The organism is Symbiobacterium thermophilum IAM 14863, assembly GCF_000009905.1.
Classification (GTDB): Bacteria; Bacillota; Sulfobacillia; order Symbiobacteriales; family Symbiobacteriaceae; genus Symbiobacterium; species Symbiobacterium thermophilum.
The window spans coordinates 1,653,426-1,678,296 of the sequence record NC_006177.1 but is presented as its reverse complement, the minus strand read 5'-3'; the positions used below and the strand labels follow the sequence as shown (position 1 = coordinate 1,678,296).

Below are 24,871 nucleotides of genomic sequence, written 5' to 3'. Positions count from 1 at the left end.
ATTAACCCTCTCCTACAGCACGCGTAATCGCATCGGCGATGCTATGCACGGGCAGGACCTCCCTGGCCGCCCCCAGTTCCACGACGACCCGCGGCATGCCGTAGACGACGCAGGTGGAAGCGTCCTCGGCGATGGTCCAGCCGCCCGCCTTCCTCAGCTGGGCCATCCCCTTGGCCCCGTCATAGCCCATGCCGGTGAGAATCACCCCCACCAGCCGCTCCTTCCAGACGGGCAGCACCGACTCGAAGGTGACGTCCACCGCCGGGCGCACGCCGTGTACCGGCGGCCCCTGATCCAGGGCGATCCGCCCCTCCGCGTCCACCAGCATGTGATACCCGCCGGGCGCCACCAGGACCTGGCCCGCCCGCACCGGATCCCCGGCCCGGGCCTCCCGGACCGAGATGGCGGAGAGCTCGTCCAGCCGCTGCGCCAGCGACCGGGTGAACCCGGGCGGCATGTGCTGGACCACCAGCACCCCGGCCGGCAGGTCCGCCGGCAGGCGGGGGATGATCTGGTGCAGGGCGCCCGGCCCGCCGGTGGAACAGCCGATCAGGACCAGGCGGCGGGGAAGCCGGTCCCCAAACCCCGTCTGGCGGCGCAGTCCCGCCAGGGCCTGCATCTTCTCCCGCGGGGAGACCGGCGCCAGTTCCACCGCCGCGGTGCGCACCCGCGGGGTGGCCGCAGCGGCCGCCTTGACCTTCGCCACCAGTTCGTCCCGGGCCACGTGCATGTTCAGCGAGATGGATCCCGACGGCTTGGCCACAAAGTCCACCGCGCCCAGGGCCAGAGCCCGGATGGTGGCCTCCGCCCCTTCCCGGGTGTGGCTGGAAACCATCACCACCGGCGTCGGCCGCCGAGCCATGATCTCCCTGAGGGTGCCGTAGCCGTCCAGCCGGGGCATCTCGATGTCCAGCGTCACCACATCCGGCTGCAGCTGCAGCACCTTCTCGAGTCCGTCCTGCCCGTCGCGGGCCGTGCCGACCACCGTGATCAGCGGATCGGACTCCAGGAGCTCGGTCAGCACCTTCCGCATGAAGGCGGAGTCGTCGACCACCAGGACGCGGATCGGGCGCTGCACTCGGTCACTCATCGCGCTACTGGCCCACGAACTTCCTGACCGTGGACAGGATCTTCTCAGGCTCGAAGGGCTTGACGACAAAGTCCTTCGCGCCTGCCTTGATGGCCTCGATGACCATCGTCTGCTGCCCCAGGGCCGAGACCATGACCACCTTCGCGTCGGGATCCAGGTTCTTGATCTCCCGGGTCGCCGTAATGCCGTCCATCACCGGCATGGTGATGTCCATGAGAACCAGGTCAGGCCGGTAGCTCTGGTACATCGCGATGGCCTCCTGGCCGTTCTCCGCCTCGGCCACCTCAAAGCCATGCTCGGTGAGCAGCTTCGCACAACGCATCCGCATGAAGGCAGCGTCGTCGACCAACAGAATCTTGGGCATTCGGTTCCCTCCTGCGCGTTTTGCAACCCTTTACAACTCGTGTTCGCCGCGCCCCACCGTGCTGACGAGCACCCTGCCCGTCTCGATGAACAGCTGGAGCGTGCGACCGTAGGTCCCGCCCATGTCCTCGGCCACGAGTCGGATCTGGTGTCTGGCCAGTGCGGCCCGCACCGCTTCCGTATTGCGTGCGCCGATGTCCAACTGCGGGTTTGAGCCGGCAAGCCGCAGCATGCGGGCCCCCCCCGCTGCCTTGGCGATCAGGCGGGACCGAGAGGCACCGGCGTCAACGAGCGCTGCCACAGCCGCCTCAACCCCGGTATCCGCATACTTGCCGGGGGGCGCCTCCCGTCCCCTCCCCATGCTGCTGTCCGGCAGCACGACATGAACCATCGCACCGATCCGGACCACCGGATCGTACAGGGCCAGCCCCACACAGGAGCCAAGCCCGTAGCAGACCAGCACCTGATCAGGCCGGTCCGCAACCTTCAGTTCCCCCAGCCCGACCGCTTCCAGGCGGCGGTCGCTCATCGAATCGCCTCGAGGGTGGTGATCAGTCGGGCCATCGATTCCGTGTTGGGCATCAGCAGGAAGTGACCGGGCACGGCGCCGTTGAACCCCGTGGCGATGACCAGCGCCTCGTCGCCCGTGAGCAGTAAGTCGGTGGCGACTGTCTGCAGAATGGCGCCGGCCATGTCCTCCAGGAGCACGGGGGGCGTCGGCTTCACCTCCAGGCCGGAGCGGTCCGCAATCGCGTTCATGAATGCGGAGCCGCAGATGTTTCCCACCTCGGCCAGGGCCGAGCGGCCCAGCTCGTCCAGCTCCCGGCAGGTGCCTGCGGGATGGCCGAGGAGGAGGTCGACCAGCGCCCGGGCCTCCTTCGGCTGGAAGAGCAGGATCACGTGGCCCTGCAGCTCTCCCTCGATGCCGACATAAACCGCTGTCACGACGTGGTCGGGGCCGCCTGCCACCCCAGGCAGCTCCCTCAGGGGTACGAATGAAAGTTGCGGAGCATCGAGCCTGATCTCACCCGTCGTCATCTGCGAAAGCGATCGTGAACTTTCGGCCAGCGCCTGGGTGACCATCTGCTCCAGGGCAGTCCACTGGCTGGGCTGCAGCTTCATCTGTGCTCCTCCTAGTGCGCGACCATCTCCAGCCGCCCCGCCTCATCCTGAACGGAGTTGACCAGACTGGACACGTCCAGGATGATGGCGACGTCGCCATCGCCCATGATGGTGGCGCCCGAGATGCCGGGGATCTCCCCGATGAACCGGCCCAGGGGCTTGATCACCACGTCGCCCTCACCGATGAGCGAGTCGACCACCAGCCCGATCTGCCGCCCCATCACGGCGACGATGACCACGAAGATCTCGTCGGGTTCCTCGGCGCCTTCCGGCCGCTGCAGTTCGAAGGCCTCCGCCAGCCGGAGCAGGGGGATGACCTCGCCCCGCTTCACGACCACCTCCCGCTGGCGCACGGTCTGAATCTCGCTCACCGGGATGCGGTCGGTCTCCACCACCGAACCCAGCGGGATGCAGTAGATGGTGCCCAACAGTTCCACCTGCAGCGCCCGGATGATGGCCAGCGTAAGCGGCAGCTTCACCCGGAACTCGGTTCCCTGGCCCACGGTGCTGCGGATCTCCACCGAGCCGTTGATCCGCTCGATGTTCTTCTGCACCACGTCGAGGCCCACGCCGCGGCCGGACACGTCCGACACCTTGTCCGCGGTGGAGAAGCCCGGCGACCAGATGAGGTTGATCGCCTCGGGATCCGACAGCCTCCGGGCGGCCTCCTCGGAGAGGATGCCCTTGCGCACGGCGCTGGCCCGGATCTTCTCCGGATCCACGCCGCGGCCGTCGTCGCGCACGGAGATGATGATGTGGTTCTCCTCGTGGAACGCCTCCAGGATCACGGTGCCGGCGGCCGGCTTGCCCGCCGCCACCCGCACCTCCGGAGGCTCGATGCCGTGGTCGACGGCGTTGCGCAGCAGGTGCATCAGCGGATCGCCGATCTCCTCGATGACCGACCGGTCCAACTCCGTTTCCTCGCCCCGCATGATGAAGTTGATCTCCTTGCCGAACTTCTGGGCGATGTCCCGGACCATCCGCGGGAACTTGCGGAACAGGTTCTCGACCGGGATCATGCGGGCCCGCTGGATCTCCTCCTGCAGGTTGCCGGTGAGCCGGCCCAGCTGGGCCAGAGCCGAGGACATGGTCTGCGAGAGCTCGTCGCCCTCCCGCTCCACTTCCAGCCGGCTCAGCACCTGCTGCAGCCGGGTCCGTTCGATCACCAGCTCGCCCACGGTGTTCATCAGATTGTCAAGCACCTCGACGTCCACCCGCACCGTCCGCATGCCGCCGCGCGGGGTGCGCAGCGCGCCGCCGCCGTTGCCTGCGCCGTTGTCGCCCGCGGGGACCGGACCCGCCTTGGGCGCGGCCGGCGCCATGGCCGCAGCGGCGACCTCGCCGGCCGGCGTCGGCCCGGACGGCGCCGCCGCGGAGACCGGCTCATAGGCCGCCAGCGTCCTGACCGCCATCTCCGGCACTTCCCGAAGCACGTCCTGCACCTTCTGCAGGCTCTCCCTGGTCACAAAGAGCAGCTTCATGTCGGAGCCGACCTGGTCGTTCTCCACCTGCTCCTGCGTCGGGACGGAAAGGACGATCTCGCCGATGTCGCCCACGGCGAGCAGCGCCTGGAACGCCCGCACTGCGGGCATCGCCGCGTCCGGTGCGATCTCCAGCCGGGCCTGGTAGACGTTCAGCCCCTTCGTCCGCGCTTCGTCCACCTTCGCCTGCTGCTGGGCGGTCAGCGGCGGAAACTCCACACCGTCCGCCGACGGGGCGGCCTGGGCAGGCGCCGCAGGCGCAGAAGCCCCCTCCAGGGCGGCCAGTTCCCGCATCAGCTCGTCGGTGTTCACCTGTGCCGGCTCGCCCGTCGCGATCTCGTCCTTGAACAGCTTCAGCGCGTCCAGGCAGTGGAACAGCGTGTCCACCAGCGGTGTCGTGACGCTGGCCTTCCCCTTCCGGAGCCTGTCCAGGACGTTCTCCATGGCATGGGTCAGTTCGGCCATGCGCTGGTGGCCGAGGGTCGCGGACGAGCCCTTCAGGGTGTGCGCTGCCCGGAAAATGTCCTGGATGACCTCCGGGTCCGGATCGCCGGCATCGCTCTCCAGCCGGAGAATTCCGGCCTCCATCGTCTGTAGCAGTTCCTCCGCCTCGTCGAGGAAGACTCGGATGTCCTCTGCAGAGATGTCAAAACCAGAGCCCATCGGTGGCGATCCCTCCGTCGTCGGTCTACTGGGCCACGGGTGTCTTCCGCTCCTCGCGGACCAGGATCTGCCGCAGGTCGAGCAGCGTCACGAGCCGCCCGCCCACCTTGGCGACGCCCAGCACGTGCTCGCGGTCAACCCGGGAGAGAAGCGAGGACGGCGGCTCCACGGCGTCCGCCGGCACCCGGGCCACCTCTTCCACCGAGTCCACCACCATGCCCACCTGGTCGCCGTCCACCTCGGCGATGGCGATGCGGGTGGCCTTGGTGGCTGCGCTCGTGCACAGCCGCAGCCGGCGGCGGAGATCGATCACGGGGATGACCCGGCCGCGCAGGTTGATCACCCCCAGCACATAAGCGGGGGTCCGGGGCACGCGGGTAACCCGCTGGAGGGGTACTACCTCGCGCACGACGGCGATGTCGGCTCCATAATACTCGTTGTCCATTTGAAAGACAACGATTTGAAAAATGGATTGCTGTTCACGCTGCTCCTGGACCACCTGCAACCCTCCTCTTCACTGATCGGGCACCGTTACTGCAGGGCCGTCTCCAGCAGCCGGTCCGCGGACAGCACTACCACAAGGCGCCCTTCCCCGAGCTGCAGGATGCCTTCCACCACGGCCTCGTGCATTCCGCCGAGGTTGGCCACGAGGGGCGAGGGGGGTGCCAGCTTCCCCTCGACCACATCCTCCACCGCCACCACGTCATCCACGATCAGCCCTGCGCTCTTCCCGGCAAGCTCCAGGATGATAATCCTGCGCTGCTCCGCCTCCCGCCGGCTGGTCAGGCCGAAGCGGCGGCCAAGGTCCATCACCGGCAGCACCTCGCCGCGCACGGAGATGACCCCTTCCACGTACGGTGGGGAATCGGGTACCGGCGTTGGCGCCGTCCAGGTGATGATCTCGCGCACGCCCGCGATGGGCAGGGCGTACTCCTGTCCGCCGATGGCAAACACAACCACTTTCTGTTCCGCCGCCGTTCCCCGTCTCATGGCCGTACCTCCGTTCACGCTACCCTTCCACTACCAGAATTACCATGACTAAAATATGTAAGCCTTCCTTCAACACCATCAGAGCAAAATCCTGCCGCAGACCCGATCACTTTCTCTGTGCTTGCTTAACCGCCGTCTGCTGCCAGCGCCGCCGGATGAAGTCCACCGCAAGCCGGTCGATCTCCTGGCTGATGGGCAGAAGGCCTTGCAACTGATGCGGCGTGAGAGGGCCGCTCACCTGCCGGTGCAGCCGCTGCCGCAGCTCCTCGATGCGCGCCCGGGTCTCCCGCTCGCTGTCCACCCTTGCTCCCCCCTAAGCCGTGCCGGTCGATCCGATGCCGCCCGTGCGCAGGCCCCCGGGCTGGTCGCCGGCCACGGTGAGGTAGCGCACGAAGATCCCCTGCGCCACCCGCTCCCCGCAGGCGATGGTCGCCGGCTCGGTGCCCAGGTTGACCAGCGCCACCAGGATGTGCCCCTCGTTGTCGGGGTTGTCCGCGTAGTCGGCGTCGATGACCCCGATGCCGTTGGCCAGCGCAAGCCGGCGCTTGACCGCGAGGCTCGAGCGCACAGCCAGCAGCAACACCTCATCCTCCCCCATGTAGGCCTTCAGCCCCGTGGGCACCAGCGCGACCTGACCGGGCGGAATCGTGACCTCCTCCGCCGCCTCCAGGTCGTACCCCGCCGAAAGGCGGGTCTTGCGCTGGGGCAGCCGGACGCGGCCCTCGTAGCCGCGCAAGGGCGCAAACCGTCGTTCAGTCATGCAGAACCTCCCCGTATTGCGCAAAGTCGTACTGGAGCGCGTGGGGCACCACGGCCGCCATCACCCGCGCCTCCTCCACGAAGAGCCGGTGCGCCAGTTCGTTCACCTGCTCCAGGGTCACCGCTTCTACCCGGGCGATCACCTCGTCGGGGCTGTGGACGAAACCGCGGATCAGTTCCCCCCGCCCCAGCCGGCTCATGCGGCTGGAGGTGGACTCGAGCCCGAGCATCAACTGTCCCTTCAACTGCTCCCGGGCTTCGGCCAGCTCCTCTTCCGTCACGCCCCTGCGGCCCAGCTCGCTGAGCACGCCGGTGACCACGTCCAGCGTCGCCCCGACCATGCGGGGCGAGACGCCTGCATATACGCCGAAGGCGCCCGCGCTCCGGTACGAAGAGTGATACGAGTACACGGAATACGCCAGTCCCCGCTTCTCCCGCACCTCCTGGAACAGCCGGCTGGAACTGGACCCGCCCACGATCGCGTTGAGGACGTGCAGGGCGTAGATGTTGGGGTCGTCCAGCGACAGGGCCGTGGTGCCCAGCACCAGGTGCGCCTGCTCGATCTCCTTCTGCCGGACCGCGATGGCCGGGGTCCGGGGCACGGGCGGCGCGTCCGGCGCCGGCCGGCCATCCGCCTCCGCTGCCGCGGCGCCGAACAGCTCTGCCACCCACTCCACCACGCGCTCGTGCTCCAGGTGGCCCGCCGCGGCCACCACCATGTTGGCCGGCACGTAGTGGCGGTTCTTGTACGCGAGGATGTCCGCGCGGGACATCGCCTGGACTCGTTCCACCGTACCCACGATCGGCCGGCCCAGCGCATGGCCGCGCCAAAGCGCCCCGGCGAACAGGTCGTGGACCAGGTCGTCGGGAACGTCGTCGTACATCCGGATCTCCTCGCAGATGACGTCCTTCTCGCGCGCGAGGTCGTCCGGGTCGAATCGGGAGTTGAGGATCATGTCGGCCAGCACGTCCAGGGCGAGGGGCAGATGCTCGTCCAGCACCCGCGCGTAGTAGCAGGTGTACTCCTTTGCGGTGTATGCGTTCAGTGCGCCGCCCCGGCCGTCAATCGCGCGGGCGATCTCCAGGGCCGACCGCCGCTCGGTCCCCTTGAACAGCATGTGCTCGATCAGGTGGGAGACACCCATCTCCGCCGGCGCTTCATACAGGCTGCCGGTGCCCACGTACACCCCCACCGCGGCGGAGCGCACGTGGCCGATCGCCTCGGTGACCACCCGGAGGCCGTTGGGCAGCGTCGTTTTCCGGTAGAAGGTCACTCGCCTACCCTCCTGCAAAGGCGCAGAGGGGGGCCGCAGCCCCCCTCGCGTCCGACTGGACCGACGGGCTCTATCGACCGTGTCGGCCCGGACCCGGCTTGCCGGGACCCGGCCTGCCGGCCCCGGCCTTGGCCGGACCGGGCTTGCCCTGGCCGGGCTTCGGCTGGGGCTGGCGGGCCTCCGGCCGCCCTGACGGCTGGGAGGCCGCCTGCTTCGGCATGGCGTCCTTGATGGAGAGGTTGATGCGGCCGAGCCGGTCGATCTCCGTGACCTTCACGGTCACCTCGTCGCCGATGTTGACCACGTCCTCGACCCGGGCTACCCGCTTGTCCGACAGCTCGCTGATGTGCACAAGCCCTTCCTTGCCGGGGAGGATCTCGACGAACGCGCCGAACTGCATGAGCCGCGTGACCCGGCCGGTGTAGATCATGCCGGGCTCGGGATCCTTCACCAGCGCCTCGATCATCTGGCGGGCCCGCTCGCCGGCCTCCAGGTTCACGGCGGCGATGTAGATCGTGCCGTCGTCCTGGATGTCGATCTCCACCTTGGTGTGGCCCACCTTGGTCTCCTCGATGATCTTGTTGATGGTGGAGCCGCCCTTGCCGATGACGTCCCGGATCTTCTCCGGCGAGATCTTCATCGTGATGATGCGCGGCGCCCAAGGCGACAGCTCCTTGCGCGGCTCGGAGATGCAGGCCAGCATCTTCTCCATGATGAACATGCGGCCCTCGCGCGCCTGCATCAAGGCCTTCTCCAGGATCTCCCGGCTGGTGCCGGAGATCTTCATGTCCATCTGCAGGGCGGTGACGCCCTTCTTAGTGCCGGCCACCTTGAAGTCCATGTCGCCCAGGGCGTCCTCGATGCCCTGGATGTCGGTGAGCACGGCGTAGCGGCCGGTCTCGGGATCCTCCACCAGACCCATGGCCACGCCGGCCACCGGCGCCTTGATGGGCACGCCGGCCGCCATCAGCGCCAGCGTGGAGCCGCAGACCGAGGCCATCGAGGACGAGCCGTTGGACTCCAGCACCTCCGACACGACTCGGATGGTGTACGGGAACTCCTCCTCGGGAGGAATGACGGGCTCCAGAGCCCGCTCGGCCAGCGCGCCGTGGCCGATTTCGCGGCGGCCGGGGCCGCGCAGCGGCCGCGTCTCGCCGACGGAGTAGGGCGGGAAGTTGTAGTGGTGCATGAACCGCTTGGTCTCTTCCAGCGTGAGGTCATCCAGCTTCTGCATGTCGCCCAGGGTGCCCAGGGTGCAGATCGAGAGCACCTGGGTCTGGCCCCGCTGGAAGAGGCCGGAGCCGTGAGGCCGGGGCAGGAGGTCCACGGCGCACTCGATAGGCCGGATCTCGGTGAGGCTGCGCCCGTCGGGCCGGATGCCCTCCTCGATGATCGCCCGGCGCACCTCCTCCTTCAGCACCTTCTTCAGCAGGTAGGCGATGTGCTTCTCCGATTCGGGGAACTGCTCCGCCAGCTCGGCCTGAACGGCCTCGCCCACCGCGGCGACGGCCTCCTCCCGGGCCAGCTTGTCCGGATTGCGAACCGCCTCCCGCAGCCGGACGGTGGCCGCCTCCCGCACCGCCTGCTCCAGCTCGGGGGGCGGGTTGAAGAGCACCACCTCCCGCTTGGGCTTGCCCACCTCGGCCTGCATCTGCTTGATCGTCGGGATGATGGTGTTCTTGATGACCTCGTGGCCGAACAGGATGGCGTCCAGCATGGTCTGCTCGGGCACCTCCTTGGCGCCCGCCTCCACCATGAGCACCGCGTGCTCGGTGCCGGCCACGACCAGATGCATCTCGCTGCGCTCCTGCTGCTCAGCCGTGGGGTTGATGACGAACTGGCCGTCCACCAGCCCCACGATGACGCCGCCGATGGGCCCCTCGAAGGGGATGTCGGAGATGGTCAGCGCCGCCGAGGCGCCGATCATGCCCATGATCTCCACGGGATGGTCCGGATCCACCGACAGCACGGTGCAGACCACCTGCACGTCGTTGCGGAAGCCCTCCGGGAACAGCGGCCGGATGGGCCGGTCCGTCAGCCGGGCCCAGAGGATCGCCTTGCTCGTGGGCCGGCCCTCGCGCCGGAACCAGTTGCCCGGAATCCGGCCCACGGAGTACATGCGCTCCTCGTAGTCTACGGTCAGCGGAAAGAAGTCCACACCTTCCCTTGGGGTTGCGCTGCCTACTGCGGTGCAGAGCACCACGCTGTCCCCGTAGTTCACCAATACCGACCCGCTGGCCTGTTTGGCCAGGCGGCCGGTCTCGAGGGTCATCGTGCGGCCCCCGAGCTCCATCGAAAACGATGCGGTCACGTTGGTCCTCCTTCTGTGCCCAGGACCGTCTGGTGCACCGGGCGGCACCCGCGCAGGGCCTGTGCCGCCGCGCGCCGCCCGTCGCCGCTACCCAGCGGCTTCTCCCTCTGGCACTTTTTCTCCTAACCCATCTGATTTCCACACTTTGAGTAGCATCTCCTTCCTGTGGAGGGAAATATGAGTCCTGTGCACGCGACAGCAGAGCCTGCCGGCCCCGCTGCGGGCCCGGCAGGCTCTGCCTGCGGCTATCGGACATTCCGGAAAAGCGCCTGCGTCCAGTCCCGGAGCGGCGCCACCCACCGCTCCACGATCCGTCCGGGCTCCTGCCCACTCACCGCGCCGTGGATGCCCAGTCCGAGAAGCGTGAGGCCGCCTGCGGCGATCGCGATCACCGCCGCCACGGCAGCCACCTGTCCCAGCACCCACTGCCACTGCGGCGTGCGCCGCCGCTTCTTCTCTACCGGGGCCGGGGCGGGCACGGCACCGGCCGCTGTAAGGTTCGAAGCCGTGGCCTGCAGCACCCGGTCGACGGCCGCGGGCACGGGGCTCAGGTCCAGACTGGCCGGCAGGCTGCGCAGTCGGTGCAGCAGCATCTCGACCTCCCGCACCTCGGCGCTGCAGTGAGGGCAGCGCTCCACGTGGGCCACGAGATTCGCCGGCAGGTCCAGCACCCCTTCGGCCATGGCCTCCTCCACCCGCTGGCGCACCCGGTCGCACGCACCGCCGATCACGTACGGTCTCACTGCACACCCTCCTTTTCCGACGAGGCGAGGGCCGCGCGCAGCTTCGCGAGGCTCGCGTGCAGCCGGGATTTCACGGTCCCCTCGGGCACCGCCATCACCTGTGCGATCTGCGGGATCGTCAGGTCCTGGAAGAAACGCAGCACGACGGTGGCCCGCTGCTCCGGCGGGAGGAGCTTCAGCGCCTCCAGGAGCTGCCAGTCGGTCTCCGGCGCGGCGTAGCCCTCCGGGCACTCCACGACCTCCAAACCGGTGGGCACCGCCCGGGAACGGCTGCGGCCGACGTCGTAGCACGTGTTGATCAGGATCCGGTTGAGCCAGGCCGGGCCCGCCGCGGGGTCGGCCAGGGAGTCGAAGTACCGGTACGCCTTCAGCCCGGCCTCCTGCAGCGCGTCGGCGGCATCGTGGGGGTTGCCGAGGATGCCCACCGCCGTGCGGTAGAGGCGCGGGGCCATCTGGGAGAACAGGGCGGCAAAGGCCTCCCGGCGCTCGGCTTCGGTTCTGGCCACCCGTGCATCACCTCTACTTAGGAGACCGGACTTCCGGCGCGAAACGTTCGTTCACCGGTTGAAGATGCGGGGGAAGCGGGTATAAGCGGCAAAGAGACCGAACCGCGTGCCGGTTCGGTCTCCGTTTCGCCTACCTGATCACCGTGCGGATGTTCAGCCGATCGATCAGCTTCGCGTACCGCTCCGGCGAGATCTTGTTCAGATACACCAGCAGCGCGCGGCGCTGGCCGACCATCTTGAGCAGACCCCGACGGGAGTGGTGATCCTTCTTGTGTACCCGCAGGTGCTCGGTGAGCTCGTTGATCCGGTGGGTCAGCAGCGCAATCTGCACCTCAGGCGACCCCGTATCGGTCTCGTGGGTCTTGAACTCGTTGATGATCCTCTGCTTCTCTTCCTGAGACAGCGGCATGGAACTCGACCTCCTCCTGATCTCGAAAGCGCCGGAGACCCAGTAAACCGCCGGAGACAGCGGCAGACCGAGTCGCCGGTTCATCGACAACGACTAGTCTATCACAGGCCGGGCGGCCCGGCAAGCGGAACGTCCGGATCGTCGGGATTCGGCAGCGACGCAGACCGGTACAGCGCGTCCACCTCCGCCGCCGTCAGCGGGCGGGCGGCGCCGGGCGGCAGGTCGCCCAGGCTGAGCGGTCCCATGGAGAGCCGCTTCAGGTAGACCACCCGCTTGCCCCGGGCGGCGAACATGCGGCGCACCTGGTGGTACTTGCCCTCGCGGACCGTGACGATGCCCTCCTGCGGCGACAGGATCTCCAGTCGGGCAGGCAGGGTCACGTACCCGTCGGCCAGCGGGACGCCGGCCGCGAAGGCCTCCTGGTCGGCCGGGTCCAGGGGCCGGTCCACCCGGGCCAGGTACCGCTTGGGCTGGTGCCACCGCGGCGCCATGAGCCGGTGCGCCAGCGTCCCGTCGGTGGTGAGCAGGAGGAGCCCCTCGGTGTCCTTGTCCAGCCGGCCCACGGGTACCAGGTCCCGGCGCCGCAGGTCTTCCGGCAGTACGTCCATGACCGTGCGCTGCCGGGGATCCGCGGTCGCCGTGATCACCCCGGCCGGCTTGTGCAGCAGCACGTGGAAGTGGCGCTGAAAGCGCACCGGCTCCCCGTCCACGGCCACCGACGACGTCCCGGGATCAACCAGGGTGCCGGGGTCCGTCACCGGCCGGCCGTCCACCGTCACCCGGCCCGCCTTCAGGAGCGCCCTCAGCTCCTTCCGGCTTCCGAAGCCCATGTGGCCCAGCAGCCGGTCCAGCCGCACCCGGCTCATCACCCCTCTGCCCCCTGCCGACCGGCCAGGAACTCCCGCGCGGCCCGCTCATCGGCGCGCAGTTGCGCCACCAGGGCGTCCAGGTTCGGGAACGCCCGCTCGGGCCGCATGTATTCGAGAAACTCGACCTGCAGCTCCCGGCCGTAGAGATCGCCGCGGAAGTCGAACAGGTGCGCCTCGCACCGCAGCTCCGTGCCGCCCACCGTGGGGCGCACACCCAGGTTCAGCATGGCGCCGTAGACGGGCCCGGTGCGGGGGGTCACCGTGACCGGCGGCTGCAGCTTCCGGGGCTCGCCCAGCACCGTGACCCGGGCCGTGTAGACCCCGTGGGGCGGCAGCAGCCTCCCCTCCTCCAGCCGGATGTTGGCGGTGGGGTACCCCAGCTCGCGGCCGCGCCTGTCGCCCTGCACCACGAGGCCCCGCACCGCGTAGGGGCGGCCCAGGAGGCGTGCCGCCGCCTGCATGCGCCCCTTGGCCACGGCGAACCGCACCTCGGTGGAGGAGACGTTCTCGCCGTCTGCCCGCACGGGCTGGAAGATGTGGACGGGGATCCCCAGGGGGGTGCAGAGCTGCCGCATGGTCTCGGCCGTGCCCTTGCCGCCGCGGCCGAAGGTGTTGTTGAAGCCGACCATCACCTGCTGGGCCCGCAGCTGGCCGACCAGTACCTGGTGAACGAAGGCCTCCGGCGTCATGTCCGCCAGGGCCCGATCGAAGGGCAGGGCCAGGTGAACGTCGACGCCGAGGGCGGCCATGAGCTCGGCCCGCTCCTCCAGGCTCTGCAGCATCGGCGGCGCCGCCTCCGGGCGCAGAACCTGCATCGGCAGCGGATGGAAGCCGACGGCCACCGCCTGTCCGCCCACCCGCCGGGCCTCCGCGACCAGGGCCCTCAGAATGGCCTGATGGGCCAGGTGCACCCCGTCCCACTTGCCGATGGCGATGAGGTTTCCCGTACCCCGGACCGGGACGTCTGCGATGCGTGTGACAAGTTCCATGTCTATACCTCGTTACCCGAAGACTTTCCGGAGCCGAAGTCCTCCCCCGTCCGCCTCCGCCAGGGCGAGCAGCGCGCCGTTGGCCGCGACCACCGCCACGGTGGTGCCGTCGGGATGCTCGACCCGCACGGCCGGGGCCACGCCGTGCAGCACCCGCGCGGCCGCCCGGCCCGACACCGTCACCCGCGGCATATCGCCCAGGGCCGCCGCGGGCGGCAGGAGGCGGGCCTTCCCGGCCGCCAACTCCTCCAGCGTGGCCGCCTGGGCGAGGACGAACGGTCCCGAGCGGGTGCGCACCAGATACGACAGGTGAGCACCCACCTGAAGGAACCGGCCCAGGTCGTGGGCCAGCGTGCGCACGTACGTCCCCTTGGAACAGACCACGTCGATATACGCCACCGGCCGCGGGCCGGGCCGGAAGTCCAGGAGCTGCAGCCGGTGGATGAAGACCCGCCGCGGCTCCCGCTCCACCTCGACGCCCTTGCGGGCCAGTTCATACAGCCGCTTGCCGCCGACCTTCACCGCGCTGACCATGGGCGGCACCTGCTCGATCGGGCCATGAAACCGGGTGAGGGCATAGGCGACATCGCCCCGGGTCAGGTGCGACGCATCGGCCTCGGCCACCACCTCGCCGAACCCGTCCTGGGTGTCGGTGGCCACGCCGAAGGTGATCTCGGCACGGTAGGCCTTGTCGCTGCCGGCGATGTACTCCGCGAGCCGGGTGGCCCGGCCCACGCAGACCGGCAGCACGCCGGCCACCCCGGGGTCCAGCGTCCCCGTGTGGCCCGCCTTCTTGACGCCCAAGGCGCGCCGGACGAAAGCGACCACGTCGTGGGAGGTCATGCCGGGCGGCTTCAGCAGGTTGAGCACCCCGTCAACCTCGGATGCGGCCTCATTCTGCGCTCGGGCCATCGCTACAGCACCACCTTCACCGCCGCCATCACCTGGGCGACCGCGTCCTCCATGGGCACGTTCAGGGTGCAGCCGGCGGCCCGGGCGTGCCCGCCGCCGCCGAAGCGCTGGGCGATAGCGCCCACGTCCACCGTGCGGCGGGAGCGCAGGTTCACCCGCACGCCGCCGTCCTCGGTCTCCTTGAACAGGATACCGACCTCCACCCCGGCGACCGACCGGGCGTAGTTCACCACGCCCTCCACGTCGTGGTCGGTGGCGCCGGCCTCGGCCAGCAGCTTCCGGGTGACGACCATCCACGCCACCCGGCCCGTTTCGTCCAGCTGCAGGGTCTGCAGGGCGCGGGAAAGCAGGGCCAGCCGGGAGAGCGACTCGGTCTCGAAGACCGCCTGGGCCACGTCGTAGGGGCGCGCCCCCAGTTCGATCAGGTCCGCCGCCACCCGGTGGGTCCCCGGGCCGGTGGAGTCGTACCGGAACCCGCCCGTGTCCGTCACCAGCGAGGTGTACAGACAGAGGGCCGTGCCGGCGTCGATGGGCGCGCCGATCTCCCGCAGGATGCGGTACGCCAGCTCACCCACCGCAGCGGCCGAGAAGTCCAGGTAGTTGTACTCGGCAAAGGCGGTGTTGGTGGCGTGGTGATCCACATTCAGCGTCGTGCGCCCCCGCCTGACCGCGGGCAGGGCCGGTCCTACCCGCTCCAGGTCGCCGCAGTCCAGGAAACAGGAGAGGTCCCATTCCCCCTCCACCTCCTGCCACGGGACACAGTACTCGTCCCATCCCGGCAGGAAGTGAAACACGGGCGGGATGGGGTCGGCCCCCACCATGATGGCCTCCTTGCCCATCTGCCGGAGCGCGCGGATCATGCCCAGCGTCGACCCGATCGAGTCGCCGTCGGGCTGGACGTGCATGAAGAAGAGGATCCGCTGCGCCCCGGCGATCATCCGGCTCGCCGCCTGAAGGTCGACCCGCAGCTTACTCACCCTCTTCCCGCTCGCTCCGCTTCTCCTCTTCCCGCACCTGGACCAGCAGCTGGGCGATGCGCTGCCCGTGCTCGATCGACTCGTCCAGGGCGAAGTGGAGCTCCGGCATGTAGCGCAGTTGCAGCCGCTTGGCCAGCTCGCTGCGCAGGAAGCCCGTGGCCGACGCCAGTCCGGCCATGGTCTCCTTCTTCTGCTGGTCATTGCCCAGCACAGACACGTAAATCTTCGCGTGCCGGATGTCGCGCGAGACCTCCACCTTCACGATGGAGACGAACCCGATGCGGGGGTCCTTCACCTCATCCCGCAGCAGCTGGGCCAGCTCTTCGCGCATCTGCTCGCCCACCCGGATGGCGCGCGCGTTCCCTGACATGGTGAACACTCCTCCCGCAGGCCGGATCGCAGGCCCCTCTTGTCAAGCGAAGGCCGGTGGCGGCGCCACCGGCCTTCGCCGGACTCGTCACCGGCCTAGCCGGCCTTGATTTCCTGCAGCTCGTACGCTTCGAGGATGTCCCCGCGCTTGAAGTCGTGGAAGTTCTGGAGGGTGATGCCACACTCGTACCCTTCGGAGACTTCCCTGACCTCGTCCTTGAACCGGCGCAGGGCGTTGATCTCGCCATCCCACACCACGACGCCGTCGCGGATGAGCCGGTAGCGGGCGTTCCGGGTGACCTTGCCCTGGATGACCATGCAGCCGGCGGCCATGCCGACCTTGGGCACCTTGAAGGTCTCCCGCACCTCGGCCTTGCCCAGGATGACCTCTTCGATCTTGGGCTTGAGCATGCCCTTCATGGCGGCTTCGATATCGTCGACGATGTCGTAGATGACGCTGTAAGTCCGGACGTCGATGCCGTGCTCGTCCGCAGCCCGGGAGGCGCGGTCGTCAGGACGCACGTTGAAACCGATGATGATGGCCTTCGAGGCGACCGCCAACATGACGTCCGACTCGGAGATCGCGCCGACGCCCGCGTGGATGACCTTGACCTTGACCTCTTCGTTGCGCAGCTTCTCCAGCTGGCCCCGAATGGCCTCCACGGAACCCTGCACGTCGGCCTTGACGATGACGTTCAGGTCCTTGATCTCGCCCTGCGCGACCTGGTTCATGAAGTCGTCCAGCGAGATGGCCTTCTGCGCCAACCGCTCGGCCTGCGCCTTGGCGATGCGCTTCTCCGCGATGGCCCGGGCGGTCTTCTCGTCCGGCGTTACGCGGAAGACGTCGCCGGCCTGCGGCACGGAATCAAAGCCAAGCACGCGCACTGGCGTCGAGGGGCCCGCCGACTTCAGCTTGCGCCCCCGGTGGTCGAACATCGCCCGCACGCGGCCCCAGGACGTGCCCGCCACGAAGACGTCGCCGGTGTTGAGCGTGCCGGCCTGCACCAGCACGGTGGCCACCGGGCCCCGGGCCTTGTCCAGCGCGGCCTCCAGGATGGTGCCCGCCGCCGGCTTGTCGGGGTTCGCCTTCAGGTCGGAGACCTCCGCCAGGACCAGGATGTTCTCCAACAGCAGGTCCAGGTTGGTCTTCTGCTTGGCGGACACCGGTACCATAATGGTGTCGCCGCCCCACTCCTCCGGCACCAGGCCGTACTGGGTGAGGTCCTGCATGACCCGCTGCGGATTCGCCTCGGGCTTGTCGATCTTGTTGATCGCGACCAGGATGGGAACGTTGGCCGCCTTGGCGTGGTTGATGGACTCCACCGTCTGCGGCATGACCGAGTCGTCCGCGGCCACCACCAGCACGGCGATGTCGGTCACGTTCGCGCCGCGGGCGCGCATGGCGGTGAACGCCTCGTGGCCGGGCGTGTCCAGGAAGGTGATCTTCCGGCCGTTCAGCTCCACCTCGTAGGCGCCGATGTGCTGGGTGATGCCGCCGGCCTCGCCCGCCGCCACCTTCGCCTGCCGGATCGCGTCCAGCAGCGAGGTCTTGCCGTGGTCCACGTGGCCCATGATGGTGACCACTGGGTGGCGCGGCTTCTTGAGCTCCGCCGGCTCGTCCGGATCCTCGACCCGGTCGTAGACCTCGATGATGTCCTCCTTCTGCTCGACCGTGGCCTCCACGCCGAACTCCGAAGCGACGAGGACGCAGGTGTCCACGTCCAGCTCCTGGTTGATGGTGGCCATGATGCCGAAGCCGGTGAGCAGCGTCTTGATCACCTCGGCCGCCGTCACGCCCATCTCGTGGGCCAGGTCCTTCACGGACATGGGGCCCGTCACCGTGATGGGCTTCAGCACCCGCCGCTCCTGGGCACTGGCCTTCCGCTTCGGCCTCTGCCCGAACAGCTTCTCCTCAGAAGGCTGCGAGGACGGATGCTCGCGCCGGTCGTACAGGTCCGCGCGCCGCTTGTCGCCGCTCTGGCCGTACCGCGGCTTGCCCTCGCCCGCCTTGGCCTGCTCGGCCACCTTGGGGTCGAGCTTGGGAATCGCCAACGGGGCGCCGCGCCGGCCGGGCCGCTGGGGCGCACCGAGGCCGCCGCCGGGGCGCGGGGCGCCCGCCTTGGGCTTCTGGGGCAGCCCGAGGCCTCCGGCGCGCGCGGCCGTCCCCTGCCCGGCCGCCGGCTTCACCGGCAGGCCGATGCCAGAACCGCCCCCACGCGCCCCGTCCGCCGCCTTCTCCCCAGGCCTGGTGGGCAGGCCGAGGCCGGACTTCCCGCCGGCCGCCGGCTTGACGGGCACGCCGATGCCCGACCCGGCCGGGCGTGCGGGCTGCCCCGGGCCGGCAGGCACCGGACGGCTGGGCCCGGACGTCTGCGGGGCCTCCGCCTGCGGCTCCTCCCGCCGCTCGGCAGCAGCCGCCGGCCGCTTCTCGCCCTGGGCAGCCGGGGCGGCGGACGCCGGCCGCGAGGAAGCGCCCGTGCCGGCCTCGGCCCGGGCCGGCTTCGCCTGGGCGGCGCCGGCGGTCTGCTCGGCCTTGCCAGCGGGCTTCTGCTCTGCCGCGGCGGGGGTGGCAGCCTGCTTCTGCTCGGCCACCGCACCGGGTACGGGCGCAGCACCGGCCTTCTCGGGAGGCGCGGCCTTCGCAGCTGCGGCAGGCTGCGCCTTCTCCGCGGGACGCCGCTCGGCCTGCGCCGCCTGCGCGGCCTCCGCCGGGGCGCGCCGCTCAGCCACCGGCTGCGCCTCCGCGGCCGGGCGCGCCGGGGCGGCGGCCTTGGCCGCGCCGGGCCGCAGTTCGGCCGCCGGGCGCTCCGCCAACGGCCGCTCGGTCACCGGTCGGTCGACCAGCGGCCGCTCCGCCAGAGGCCGCCGCTCGGCGAGGGGGCGCCGCTCCGTCAGCGGCCGGCGCTCCCGCTTCTCCGAGAGGGGACGCTGCGGACGGGTGCCGGACCCAAAGAAGTCCTCCAGGAGCGAGGTCTTCGCAGGGTTGGCCTCACGCGTCGGCTTCGGCTGCGCCGCCGGCTTCGCGGACTTCGCGGCGGACTTGCCCGCGCCCTGGCCCTCCTGGGCCTCGGTGCGCCGGACCGCGTCGGTCACCTTCTCTGCTGTCTTCTGGTCGATGGTGCTCATATGATTTTTCACATCCACGTTCAAAGATTGAAGGACCTCCAATACGCGTTTGGAGTCCACTCCCAACTCTCTAGCGAGTTCAAATACGCGAAGCCTGGGCTCCAACGGATCACCCCCGTCCTGTCACAGGCGCCACGCCCTCCCGTCGGAGGATCCCGAGGATCCCCCGGGCGAAGTCGCGGGACTGCACGACCACCACCGCACGCCCTGCCTTCCCGATCGCTCCGCCCAGGTCCGCGCGGGTGCCCACGACGTAGCACGGGGCGCCGGCCTGCGCGGCCAGGTGGGCGAACTTGGACTGCGTCCGCTCGCTCGCGTCGGCGGCGATCAGGACCAGGTGGCCGCGCCTGCGGCGCAGGGCCTGCTCGGCAGCCAGGTCTCCGGACACCAGTTTCCCGGCCCGCTGGCAGAGCCCGAGCATCATCGGCAGCGACGGCGGCATCACTCCGCCTTCACCGTCCCGAGCTGCGCCTCGAGCTGAGTCCAGACCTCGTCGGAGATCGGCTGCTCCAGGGACCGTTCCAGGCGTTTGCCCTTGACGGCTTTGGCGAGACACTGACTGTCCGGGCAGAGGTAGGCGCCGCGCCCCGGACGTTTACCGGAGGGAGAGGTGTCGAGCTCGATGGCGCCTTCGGGCGTGCGCACGATCCGGATCAGCTCCTTCTTGGGGCGCATCTGCCCGCAGCCGACGCACATGCGCTGGGGAACCTTCTTCACCTTGGGCTGCCGCCCTCTGGCCATCGCCACCACCTCCCTTCATGGCCCCACCGGGTGCGGTCCTCGCCCGCCGCTACCCGATGTCGTCCTCGCTGAGCTCGTCCCAGGCGCCGGCTTCCGCCTGCGACTCGGACTTGATGTCGATCTTCCAGCCGGTCAGCTTGGCCGCCAGGCGGGCGTTCTGCCCCTCCTTGCCGATGGCCAGCGACAGCTGGTAGTCCGGCACGATCACGCGGGCGATGCGGCTCTCCTCGTCGCATACGACTTGCGTGACCTTGGCCGGGGAGAGCGCCTTGGCCACGAAGACCTCGGGATCCGGGGACCACTCCACCACATCGATCTTCTCGCCCTGCAGCTCATCGACGATGTTCTGCACCCGCTGGCCCTTCTGGCCCACGCAGGCGCCCACGGGGTCAACGTTGGGATCCCGGGCCATCACCGCGATCTTGGACCGGGAGCCGGCCTCCCGGGCGATCCCCTTGATCTCGACCGTGCCGTCGTGGATCTCGGGCACCTCCAGCTCGAACAGCCGCTTCAGCAGGCCCGGGTGGGTCCGGGACACCGCGATCGCCGGCCCCTTCGTGGTCCGCTTGACCTCGATCACGTAGGCCTTGATGCGCTGGTTCTCCACGTAGCGCTCGCCGGGGATCTGCTCGTTGGCCGTGAGCACGGCCTCCACGCCCCGTGCGAGCTCCAGGTAGACCGTCCGGGTCTTGGGGTCCTGGCGCTGGACCAGACCGGTGACGATCTCGCCCTCCCGGCTGGAGTACTCCTCGTAGATCATCCCGCGCTCGGCTTCACGGATGCGCTGGACCACCACCTGTTTGGCGGTCTGCGCGGCAATGCGGCCGAAATCCCGGGGGGTGACCTCGACTTCAAAGACGTCGCCCAACTGCAAGCTCGGGTTCTTCATCCGAGCCTCCTCGAGACTGACCTGCAGCCGCGGGTCGGTCACCTCTTCCACGATCTCCTTCTGCGCGTAGACCCGGTACTCGCCGGTCTTGTCGTCGAAGAAGACCCGCACGTTCTGCGCCGAGCCGAAATTGCGGCGATAGGCGGAGATCAGGGCCGCCTCGATCGCCTCGATCAGGACCTCCCGCGAGATGCCTCTCTCACGCACCAGGTCATCCAGCGCCTCGAGAATCTCGGCTTTCATCCCTCTAGTCCCCTCTCAAACTCCTAAAACTCAACGTAAAGTCGAGCGCTCGCCACCTGTTTGCGGTCGAGGGCGATGGTCTGGCCGCGCCCTTTGCCCTCTGTCAGAGTCAGGGTCACGCGACCGTCGACAAGCCCCTGCAACTCACCCACAAACGACTTCTGCCCGTCCACGGGGGCATAGGTGGTGACCACCACCTTGTGTCCCACGTAGCGGGCGAAGTCTGCCTCGCGCTTTAGGGGCCGGTCCAGCCCTGGCGAAGAGACCTCGAAGAAATCGTACGGTGGATTGGGCAGTATTTCGTCCAGCTGGGCGTCGACCACCCGGCTGAGCGCCTCGCAGTCGTCAAATCCAACCCCGCCCTCCTTGTCGATGTAGACACGGAGATAGCGGTAGGCTCCTTCCTTGACCAGCTCAACCCCCACCAGCTCCAGCCCCAGCGCGGCCGCATGGGGGGCAGCCAGTTCCTCCACCAGCTCCTCGAGACGTTTGCCGCTCTTCGCCAAACAGGACCAGACCTCCGATCACCTTGTGCCGCGCCGCCGCCTGGCGGCCCCGCAGCACTACTGTTTCCCGATTGCGGGCACCAAATGAGCCGGCTCGCACCGGCTCATGGCGAACCCGCACTGGAACCGTCCATCTTCCAACCGTCGGACGTTGAAAAGAGTGGGTTAACACCCACTCCTTAACACACGGAAAAGGCTACCTCAGTGCTCATAATAGCACACAATGCCGCCGGTGACAAGGGATGGCGGGCCTACTTTCTACCAAGTCGCTCATCGACGGTAAGCGGCGGGATGCGCCGCTTCAGCTCGCCGACAAACTCCCCGGCCGAGCGGAGGTAGATGATCGGGATCGGGACGAAGGTGATCTTCTTGCCCGGGTTGCGGCGCTGGAAGTGGGTCAGCATCTCCTGCGTGACCGGATTGACCCCCTTGGCGGGCAGCTCGCGCCCGATGTCGACGCCCCGGAGCACCAGCCAGACGGCCGGCAGGAAGGGGCTTCGCCCGCCCCGCACCACCATCCCCACCTTCTCCAGGGGAATCGCGACGATCCGGCCCGCGTCACGCACCCGGATTTCACGAGGGGTCAGCTCCAGGCTGAACACCCACCCCGAGGAGACGAACCAGGAGAGTACGCCGACGAGTATGCCGTAGAACACGAAAAACACCGTGCCGCCGGGGCCCGCGAACAGCGGGCTGAGCAGCGTGACCGCGAAGGCTGCACCGAACAGCAGCACGCCGTACAGGATCTTCTGGATCAGTGTCAGGCCGAACTGGATGCTTTCCGTCTTCTTCGTCTCTGTCGTCATCCGCTGCGGCGGCCCGGTCGCGAACGGGCCGCCGCCACACCTCCATCTACTTCCGAGTATCGCCCTGGCGGGCGCGGAAAACCCCGTAGAGTCCCGCCGCCAGCTCGTCGATCACCGCCCGCCGGCGCAGGGCCTGGCTCCATCGCCGCGGCACCGCCCCCGGGCCGTACGCCGCGCCCGCAAGGCCGCCGGCCACGGCCCCGACGGTGTCGGCGTCATCCCCTAGATTCACCGCCAGAACCACGCATTCCTCCAGCGAGTCGGTGCGCAGGAAGGCCCAGAGTGCGGCCTCCAGCGTCTCCACCACGTACCCGCCGGACCGGATCCGTTCGGCAGAGCGGGAGGCCAGTCCGGACAGCCGGCGGGCGAGGTCCGCAATAGCCGCCCCGACCTCAGGCTCCGCCCCCGGCAGCGGCGCCAGGCCGGCCTCCAGGGCCTCGGCCGGCGCAGCTCCCTCCAACAGCGCGTCCACCGTTCGGTGGTAGACGGCGATCGCCGCGTCGGATTCCGGGTGCGGATGGGTCATGCGCCCGATGCGGATGGCCTGCGCGGGATCGGGGCCGTAGGCCAGCGCCGCGGGCAGAGTGCGCATCAGCGCGCCGTTGCCGGCGGCCCACTGGCCCAGTTCCGCCCGCACAGCGGCGCTGGCGGCCTCCCACGACCCCAGGCGCAGGAAGGCGTTGATGGCCGTCCGGCAGGTGTTCCCCACGTCGGGGGGGCCGGACTGGAACCACGCGACGAAGTGGCGGCCCACCGCGTCCACCGGGTCGTCCGGCTGCTCGAGGATCCCCCGCCCGACCGCGACCGCCATCGCGGTGTCGTCGGTCCAGTCGCCGGCCGGGAAACCGAACGGGCCTCCCCCCACGATCTCCCGGTGGCCTTCCGGCCAGCGCGCCCGGATCGCCTCGCGGCTCATGAACTCCACCGTGCAGCCCAGCGCGTCGGCCGCCGCCAGCCCCAGCAGAGCGCCGAGACCGCGGCCGGCCCGGGTCAGGCTGAGCCTGCGCTGTGCGTCGAGAGCCTCCCGCGCGAGCCAGGTCAGCCGCCCCTGAATCACGTGCCAGGTGGGCACGCTCATGAGGCGCAGGAACGGGAAGTAGGCATCCCCGAGTCCCCGCTCCGCGGCGACGAGCACGGCCGCCTCGATGCAGAGCAGGTCCGCGGGCGCCATGCCCGCGGGCAGGCTCACCTCGATCTGGTCAAAGGGCCCGGGCTCGCGGGAGGCGTGGGGATTCCGGTACCCCAGGTCGATCATGCGGACAACGGTGCGGTCCAGCGCCGCGGCCTCGTCGGGGGCGAGCCCCTCGTACAGCGCGAGCACCGCCCGCCAGTCGGGGGGCTCGTCCCAGCCGGGCCGGGAACCTTCCAGCGCCTGCAGGATCCGCAGCTCCCAGTCCACCTAGCGGCGACCTCCTCTCGTCTCAGCGAAGGGGCCGAGCACGATGACGCCGACCCCGAGCACCATGGCGGCCCCGTACACCCGCCCGGAGAGCGTGTGCCAACGGTTGTACTCCACCCGCGCCGGATCGGTCTCCGCGTAGGTCTGAATCGGTTCGGGCGGCTGCGCCCGCTCCATCTGCGGGAAGATGTAGAGCCAGGTGGTCAGGGCGAGACCCAGGCAGCCCAGCAGCAGCGCCAGCCGCGCCTTGTTGACGCCGCTCCGCAGCCGGGGCAGCAGGGTCAGGAGCGCGCCGACGCCCAGCAGCAGGCCGACGTTGTTGAGCAGGTAGATGATGTCGCCGGCCAGGTCGCCGGCCGACTGCCGGTCGGGACCGAAGGCCGCAAAGATCTTGGGGGCGCTCAGGGCAAAGCCGGCCGCCGAGCCGACCCACAGCCCCATCAACAGCTGCGTCACGGCCTCCAGGACTCTCATCCGCCGCATACCTCCTCCAGGACGCACGCCACGCCGTCCTCCGCACACGGCGGCGCCACGCGGTCCGCCGCGGCCTTCACATGGGGCGGTGCGTTGCCCATGGCCACGCCCAGCCCCGCGTAGCGCAGCATCGTCAGGTCGTTGTCGGAGTCGCCGAACGCGATCGTTGCCTCGGGCGGAATGCCGAGCCGCTCGCCGAGCGCCGCCAGCCCGCTGCCCTTCGACACCCCGGCGGCGGTTACCTCCAGGTTGTCCGGGCCCGACGAGGTCACCTCCACGCCCGGAACTTCCCGCCGAATGGCGTCGGCCACGTCCGGCAGTCGGGCAGGATCCCCGAACAGGGTCAGCTTGAGCACAGGCGGCCGGTGCGGGGACGCGGCCCACTGCGTGAGCCGGGGCACCAGGCGGGTCTGGTTGGCGCCCCACAGGCGTGCGACGCCCACCGCCGATTGCAGGGCAGCCCCGCCGGCCCGCAGCCATGCGTAGGCCCTGATCAGATGGGCCATGGGCTGGTCCAGCACCACGCCTTCCGGCGTGTACCCGTGCACCAGCAGGTCCGCCTGCCGCCCCAGCTTGAGCACGCGCAGGAGCGGTTCGGTGGGAATGGACCGGTGGTGGATCAGCCGCCCCTCTTCGTCCAGCAGGCCGGCGCCGTTGCAGCAGATCACCGGCCCGCCGCCGATCTCCGCGCTGACGCGCAGGGCCGAATGGGGCGTGCGGCCGGTGGCGATGACGGTGATCGCTCCCCGCCGCCTCGCCACCGTCAGCGCGGCGAGGGTCCGGGGCGAGACCCGGTGCCGTCCGCAGAACAGGGTGCCGTCCACGTCGAGGGCGATCAAGCGGTACTGCAAGGCAACCCC

At 69.4% G+C, this 24,871-nt stretch carries 28 protein-coding genes; all 28 read right to left on the bottom strand.

Annotation, left to right across the window (positions count from 1 at the left end):
* Position 1: 1 nt before the first annotated feature.
* The 28 genes from STH_RS07770 to STH_RS17120 all read right to left on the bottom strand — a co-directional run bounded on the left by STH_RS07770 (position 2) and on the right by STH_RS17120 (position 24,862).
* A complete protein-coding gene (locus STH_RS07770; protein ID WP_011195671.1) occupies positions 2-1,090 on the bottom strand; it encodes a protein-glutamate methylesterase/protein-glutamine glutaminase in 1,089 nt (362 codons plus the stop codon).
* A 4-nt stretch (positions 1,091-1,094) separates the two neighbouring features.
* Positions 1,095-1,454: a response regulator gene (locus STH_RS07765; RefSeq protein ID WP_011195670.1), complete on the bottom strand. Its 360-nt coding sequence runs from the start codon at positions 1,452-1,454 to the stop codon at positions 1,095-1,097.
* 30 nt (positions 1,455-1,484) lie between these two features.
* The gene (locus tag STH_RS07760; RefSeq protein WP_011195669.1) at positions 1,485-1,982 is read right to left on the bottom strand and encodes a chemotaxis protein CheD; all 498 of its coding nucleotides are present in this window, start codon (positions 1,980-1,982) and stop codon (positions 1,485-1,487) included.
* Positions 1,979-2,575 carry a chemotaxis protein CheC gene (locus STH_RS07755; RefSeq protein ID WP_011195668.1) on the bottom strand — a complete coding sequence of 199 codons (597 nt, stop codon included), beginning with the start codon at positions 2,573-2,575 and terminating at the stop codon, positions 1,979-1,981. Before STH_RS07755 ends, STH_RS07760 begins: the two co-directional genes overlap by 4 nt.
* An 11-nt stretch (positions 2,576-2,586) precedes the next feature.
* On the bottom strand, positions 2,587-4,719 hold the full coding sequence (locus tag STH_RS07750; protein ID WP_011195667.1) for a chemotaxis protein CheA: 2,133 nt from the start codon (positions 4,717-4,719) through the stop codon (positions 2,587-2,589).
* A 25-nt stretch (positions 4,720-4,744) separates the two neighbouring features.
* A complete protein-coding gene (locus STH_RS07745; protein ID WP_011195666.1) occupies positions 4,745-5,218 on the bottom strand; it encodes a chemotaxis protein CheW in 474 nt (157 codons plus the stop codon).
* Positions 5,219-5,250: 32 nt separating this feature from the next.
* The gene (locus STH_RS07740; RefSeq protein ID WP_011195665.1) at positions 5,251-5,709 is read right to left on the bottom strand and encodes a chemotaxis protein CheW; all 459 of its coding nucleotides are present in this window, start codon (positions 5,707-5,709) and stop codon (positions 5,251-5,253) included.
* Positions 5,710-5,815: 106 nt separating this feature from the next.
* On the bottom strand, positions 5,816-6,010 hold the full coding sequence (locus STH_RS07735) for a hypothetical protein (protein WP_011195664.1): 195 nt from the start codon (positions 6,008-6,010) through the stop codon (positions 5,816-5,818).
* Positions 6,011-6,022: 12 nt separating this feature from the next.
* The gene (locus STH_RS07730; RefSeq protein WP_043713770.1) at positions 6,023-6,469 is read right to left on the bottom strand and encodes a deoxyuridine 5'-triphosphate nucleotidohydrolase; all 447 of its coding nucleotides are present in this window, start codon (positions 6,467-6,469) and stop codon (positions 6,023-6,025) included.
* Positions 6,462-7,742, bottom strand: coding sequence for a M16 family metallopeptidase (locus STH_RS07725; RefSeq protein WP_011195662.1), 1,281 nt, complete (start codon positions 7,740-7,742; stop codon positions 6,462-6,464). The genes STH_RS07730 and STH_RS07725 overlap by 8 nt, the downstream gene beginning before the upstream one ends.
* A 70-nt stretch (positions 7,743-7,812) precedes the next feature.
* Positions 7,813-10,035, bottom strand: coding sequence for a polyribonucleotide nucleotidyltransferase (gene pnp, locus STH_RS07720; protein ID WP_083766192.1), 2,223 nt, complete (start codon positions 10,033-10,035; stop codon positions 7,813-7,815).
* A 263-nt stretch (positions 10,036-10,298) separates the two neighbouring features.
* Complete coding sequence (locus STH_RS07715; RefSeq protein WP_043713768.1) at positions 10,299-10,796, bottom strand: hypothetical protein; 498 nt, start codon at positions 10,794-10,796, stop codon at positions 10,299-10,301.
* Positions 10,793-11,302, bottom strand: coding sequence for an RNA polymerase sigma factor (locus STH_RS07710; RefSeq protein ID WP_011195659.1), 510 nt, complete (start codon positions 11,300-11,302; stop codon positions 10,793-10,795). Before STH_RS07710 ends, STH_RS07715 begins: the two co-directional genes overlap by 4 nt.
* A gap of 130 nt (positions 11,303-11,432) precedes the next feature.
* On the bottom strand, positions 11,433-11,705 hold the full coding sequence (gene rpsO / locus STH_RS07705; protein ID WP_273380049.1) for a 30S ribosomal protein S15: 273 nt from the start codon (positions 11,703-11,705) through the stop codon (positions 11,433-11,435).
* Positions 11,706-11,812: 107 nt separating this feature from the next.
* Positions 11,813-12,577 (bottom strand): pseudouridine synthase, encoded by a 765-nt coding sequence (locus STH_RS07700; protein WP_050742169.1) that lies wholly within the window; start codon positions 12,575-12,577, stop codon positions 11,813-11,815.
* On the bottom strand, positions 12,577-13,569 hold the full coding sequence (locus tag STH_RS07695) for a bifunctional riboflavin kinase/FAD synthetase (RefSeq protein ID WP_011195656.1): 993 nt from the start codon (positions 13,567-13,569) through the stop codon (positions 12,577-12,579). Before STH_RS07695 ends, STH_RS07700 begins: the two co-directional genes overlap by 1 nt.
* Positions 13,570-13,581: 12 nt before the next feature.
* Positions 13,582-14,481, bottom strand: a complete 900-nt coding sequence (gene truB, locus STH_RS07690) for a tRNA pseudouridine(55) synthase TruB (protein WP_011195655.1) — start codon at positions 14,479-14,481, stop codon at positions 13,582-13,584.
* A 2-nt stretch (positions 14,482-14,483) separates the two neighbouring features.
* A complete protein-coding gene (locus STH_RS07685; protein WP_011195654.1) occupies positions 14,484-15,458 on the bottom strand; it encodes a DHH family phosphoesterase in 975 nt (324 codons plus the stop codon).
* Positions 15,451-15,828 (bottom strand): 30S ribosome-binding factor RbfA, encoded by a 378-nt coding sequence (gene rbfA, locus STH_RS07680; RefSeq protein WP_011195653.1) that lies wholly within the window; start codon positions 15,826-15,828, stop codon positions 15,451-15,453. Before rbfA ends, STH_RS07685 begins: the two co-directional genes overlap by 8 nt.
* Positions 15,829-15,923: 95 nt before the next feature.
* Positions 15,924-19,058 (bottom strand): translation initiation factor IF-2, encoded by a 3,135-nt coding sequence (gene infB, locus STH_RS07675; protein ID WP_011195652.1) that lies wholly within the window; start codon positions 19,056-19,058, stop codon positions 15,924-15,926.
* A gap of 4 nt (positions 19,059-19,062) precedes the next feature.
* Entirely contained in the window at positions 19,063-19,395 is a 333-nt protein-coding gene (locus tag STH_RS07670; protein ID WP_043713762.1) for a L7Ae/L30e/S12e/Gadd45 family ribosomal protein, read from the bottom strand.
* Complete coding sequence (gene rnpM / locus STH_RS07665) at positions 19,395-19,694, bottom strand: RNase P modulator RnpM (protein ID WP_043713758.1); 300 nt, start codon at positions 19,692-19,694, stop codon at positions 19,395-19,397. The genes STH_RS07670 and rnpM overlap by 1 nt, the downstream gene beginning before the upstream one ends.
* Positions 19,695-19,743: 49 nt before the next feature.
* Positions 19,744-20,826 (bottom strand): transcription termination factor NusA, encoded by a 1,083-nt coding sequence (nusA, locus tag STH_RS07660; RefSeq protein ID WP_011195649.1) that lies wholly within the window; start codon positions 20,824-20,826, stop codon positions 19,744-19,746.
* A 23-nt stretch (positions 20,827-20,849) separates the two neighbouring features.
* Positions 20,850-21,332 (bottom strand): ribosome maturation factor RimP, encoded by a 483-nt coding sequence (rimP, locus tag STH_RS07655; protein WP_011195648.1) that lies wholly within the window; start codon positions 21,330-21,332, stop codon positions 20,850-20,852.
* 251 nt (positions 21,333-21,583) lie between these two features.
* Complete coding sequence (locus tag STH_RS07650) at positions 21,584-22,138, bottom strand: hypothetical protein (protein WP_011195647.1); 555 nt, start codon at positions 22,136-22,138, stop codon at positions 21,584-21,586.
* A 46-nt stretch (positions 22,139-22,184) separates the two neighbouring features.
* Positions 22,185-23,537 carry an ADP-ribosylglycohydrolase family protein gene (locus STH_RS07645; protein WP_011195646.1) on the bottom strand — a complete coding sequence of 451 codons (1,353 nt, stop codon included), beginning with the start codon at positions 23,535-23,537 and terminating at the stop codon, positions 22,185-22,187.
* Positions 23,538-24,011, bottom strand: coding sequence for a DUF4149 domain-containing protein (locus tag STH_RS07640; RefSeq protein ID WP_043713756.1), 474 nt, complete (start codon positions 24,009-24,011; stop codon positions 23,538-23,540). It abuts the gene before it with no gap.
* Complete coding sequence (locus tag STH_RS17120; RefSeq protein WP_011195644.1) at positions 24,008-24,862, bottom strand: Cof-type HAD-IIB family hydrolase; 855 nt, start codon at positions 24,860-24,862, stop codon at positions 24,008-24,010. The genes STH_RS07640 and STH_RS17120 overlap by 4 nt, the downstream gene beginning before the upstream one ends.
* Positions 24,863-24,871: the final 9 nt, after the last annotated feature.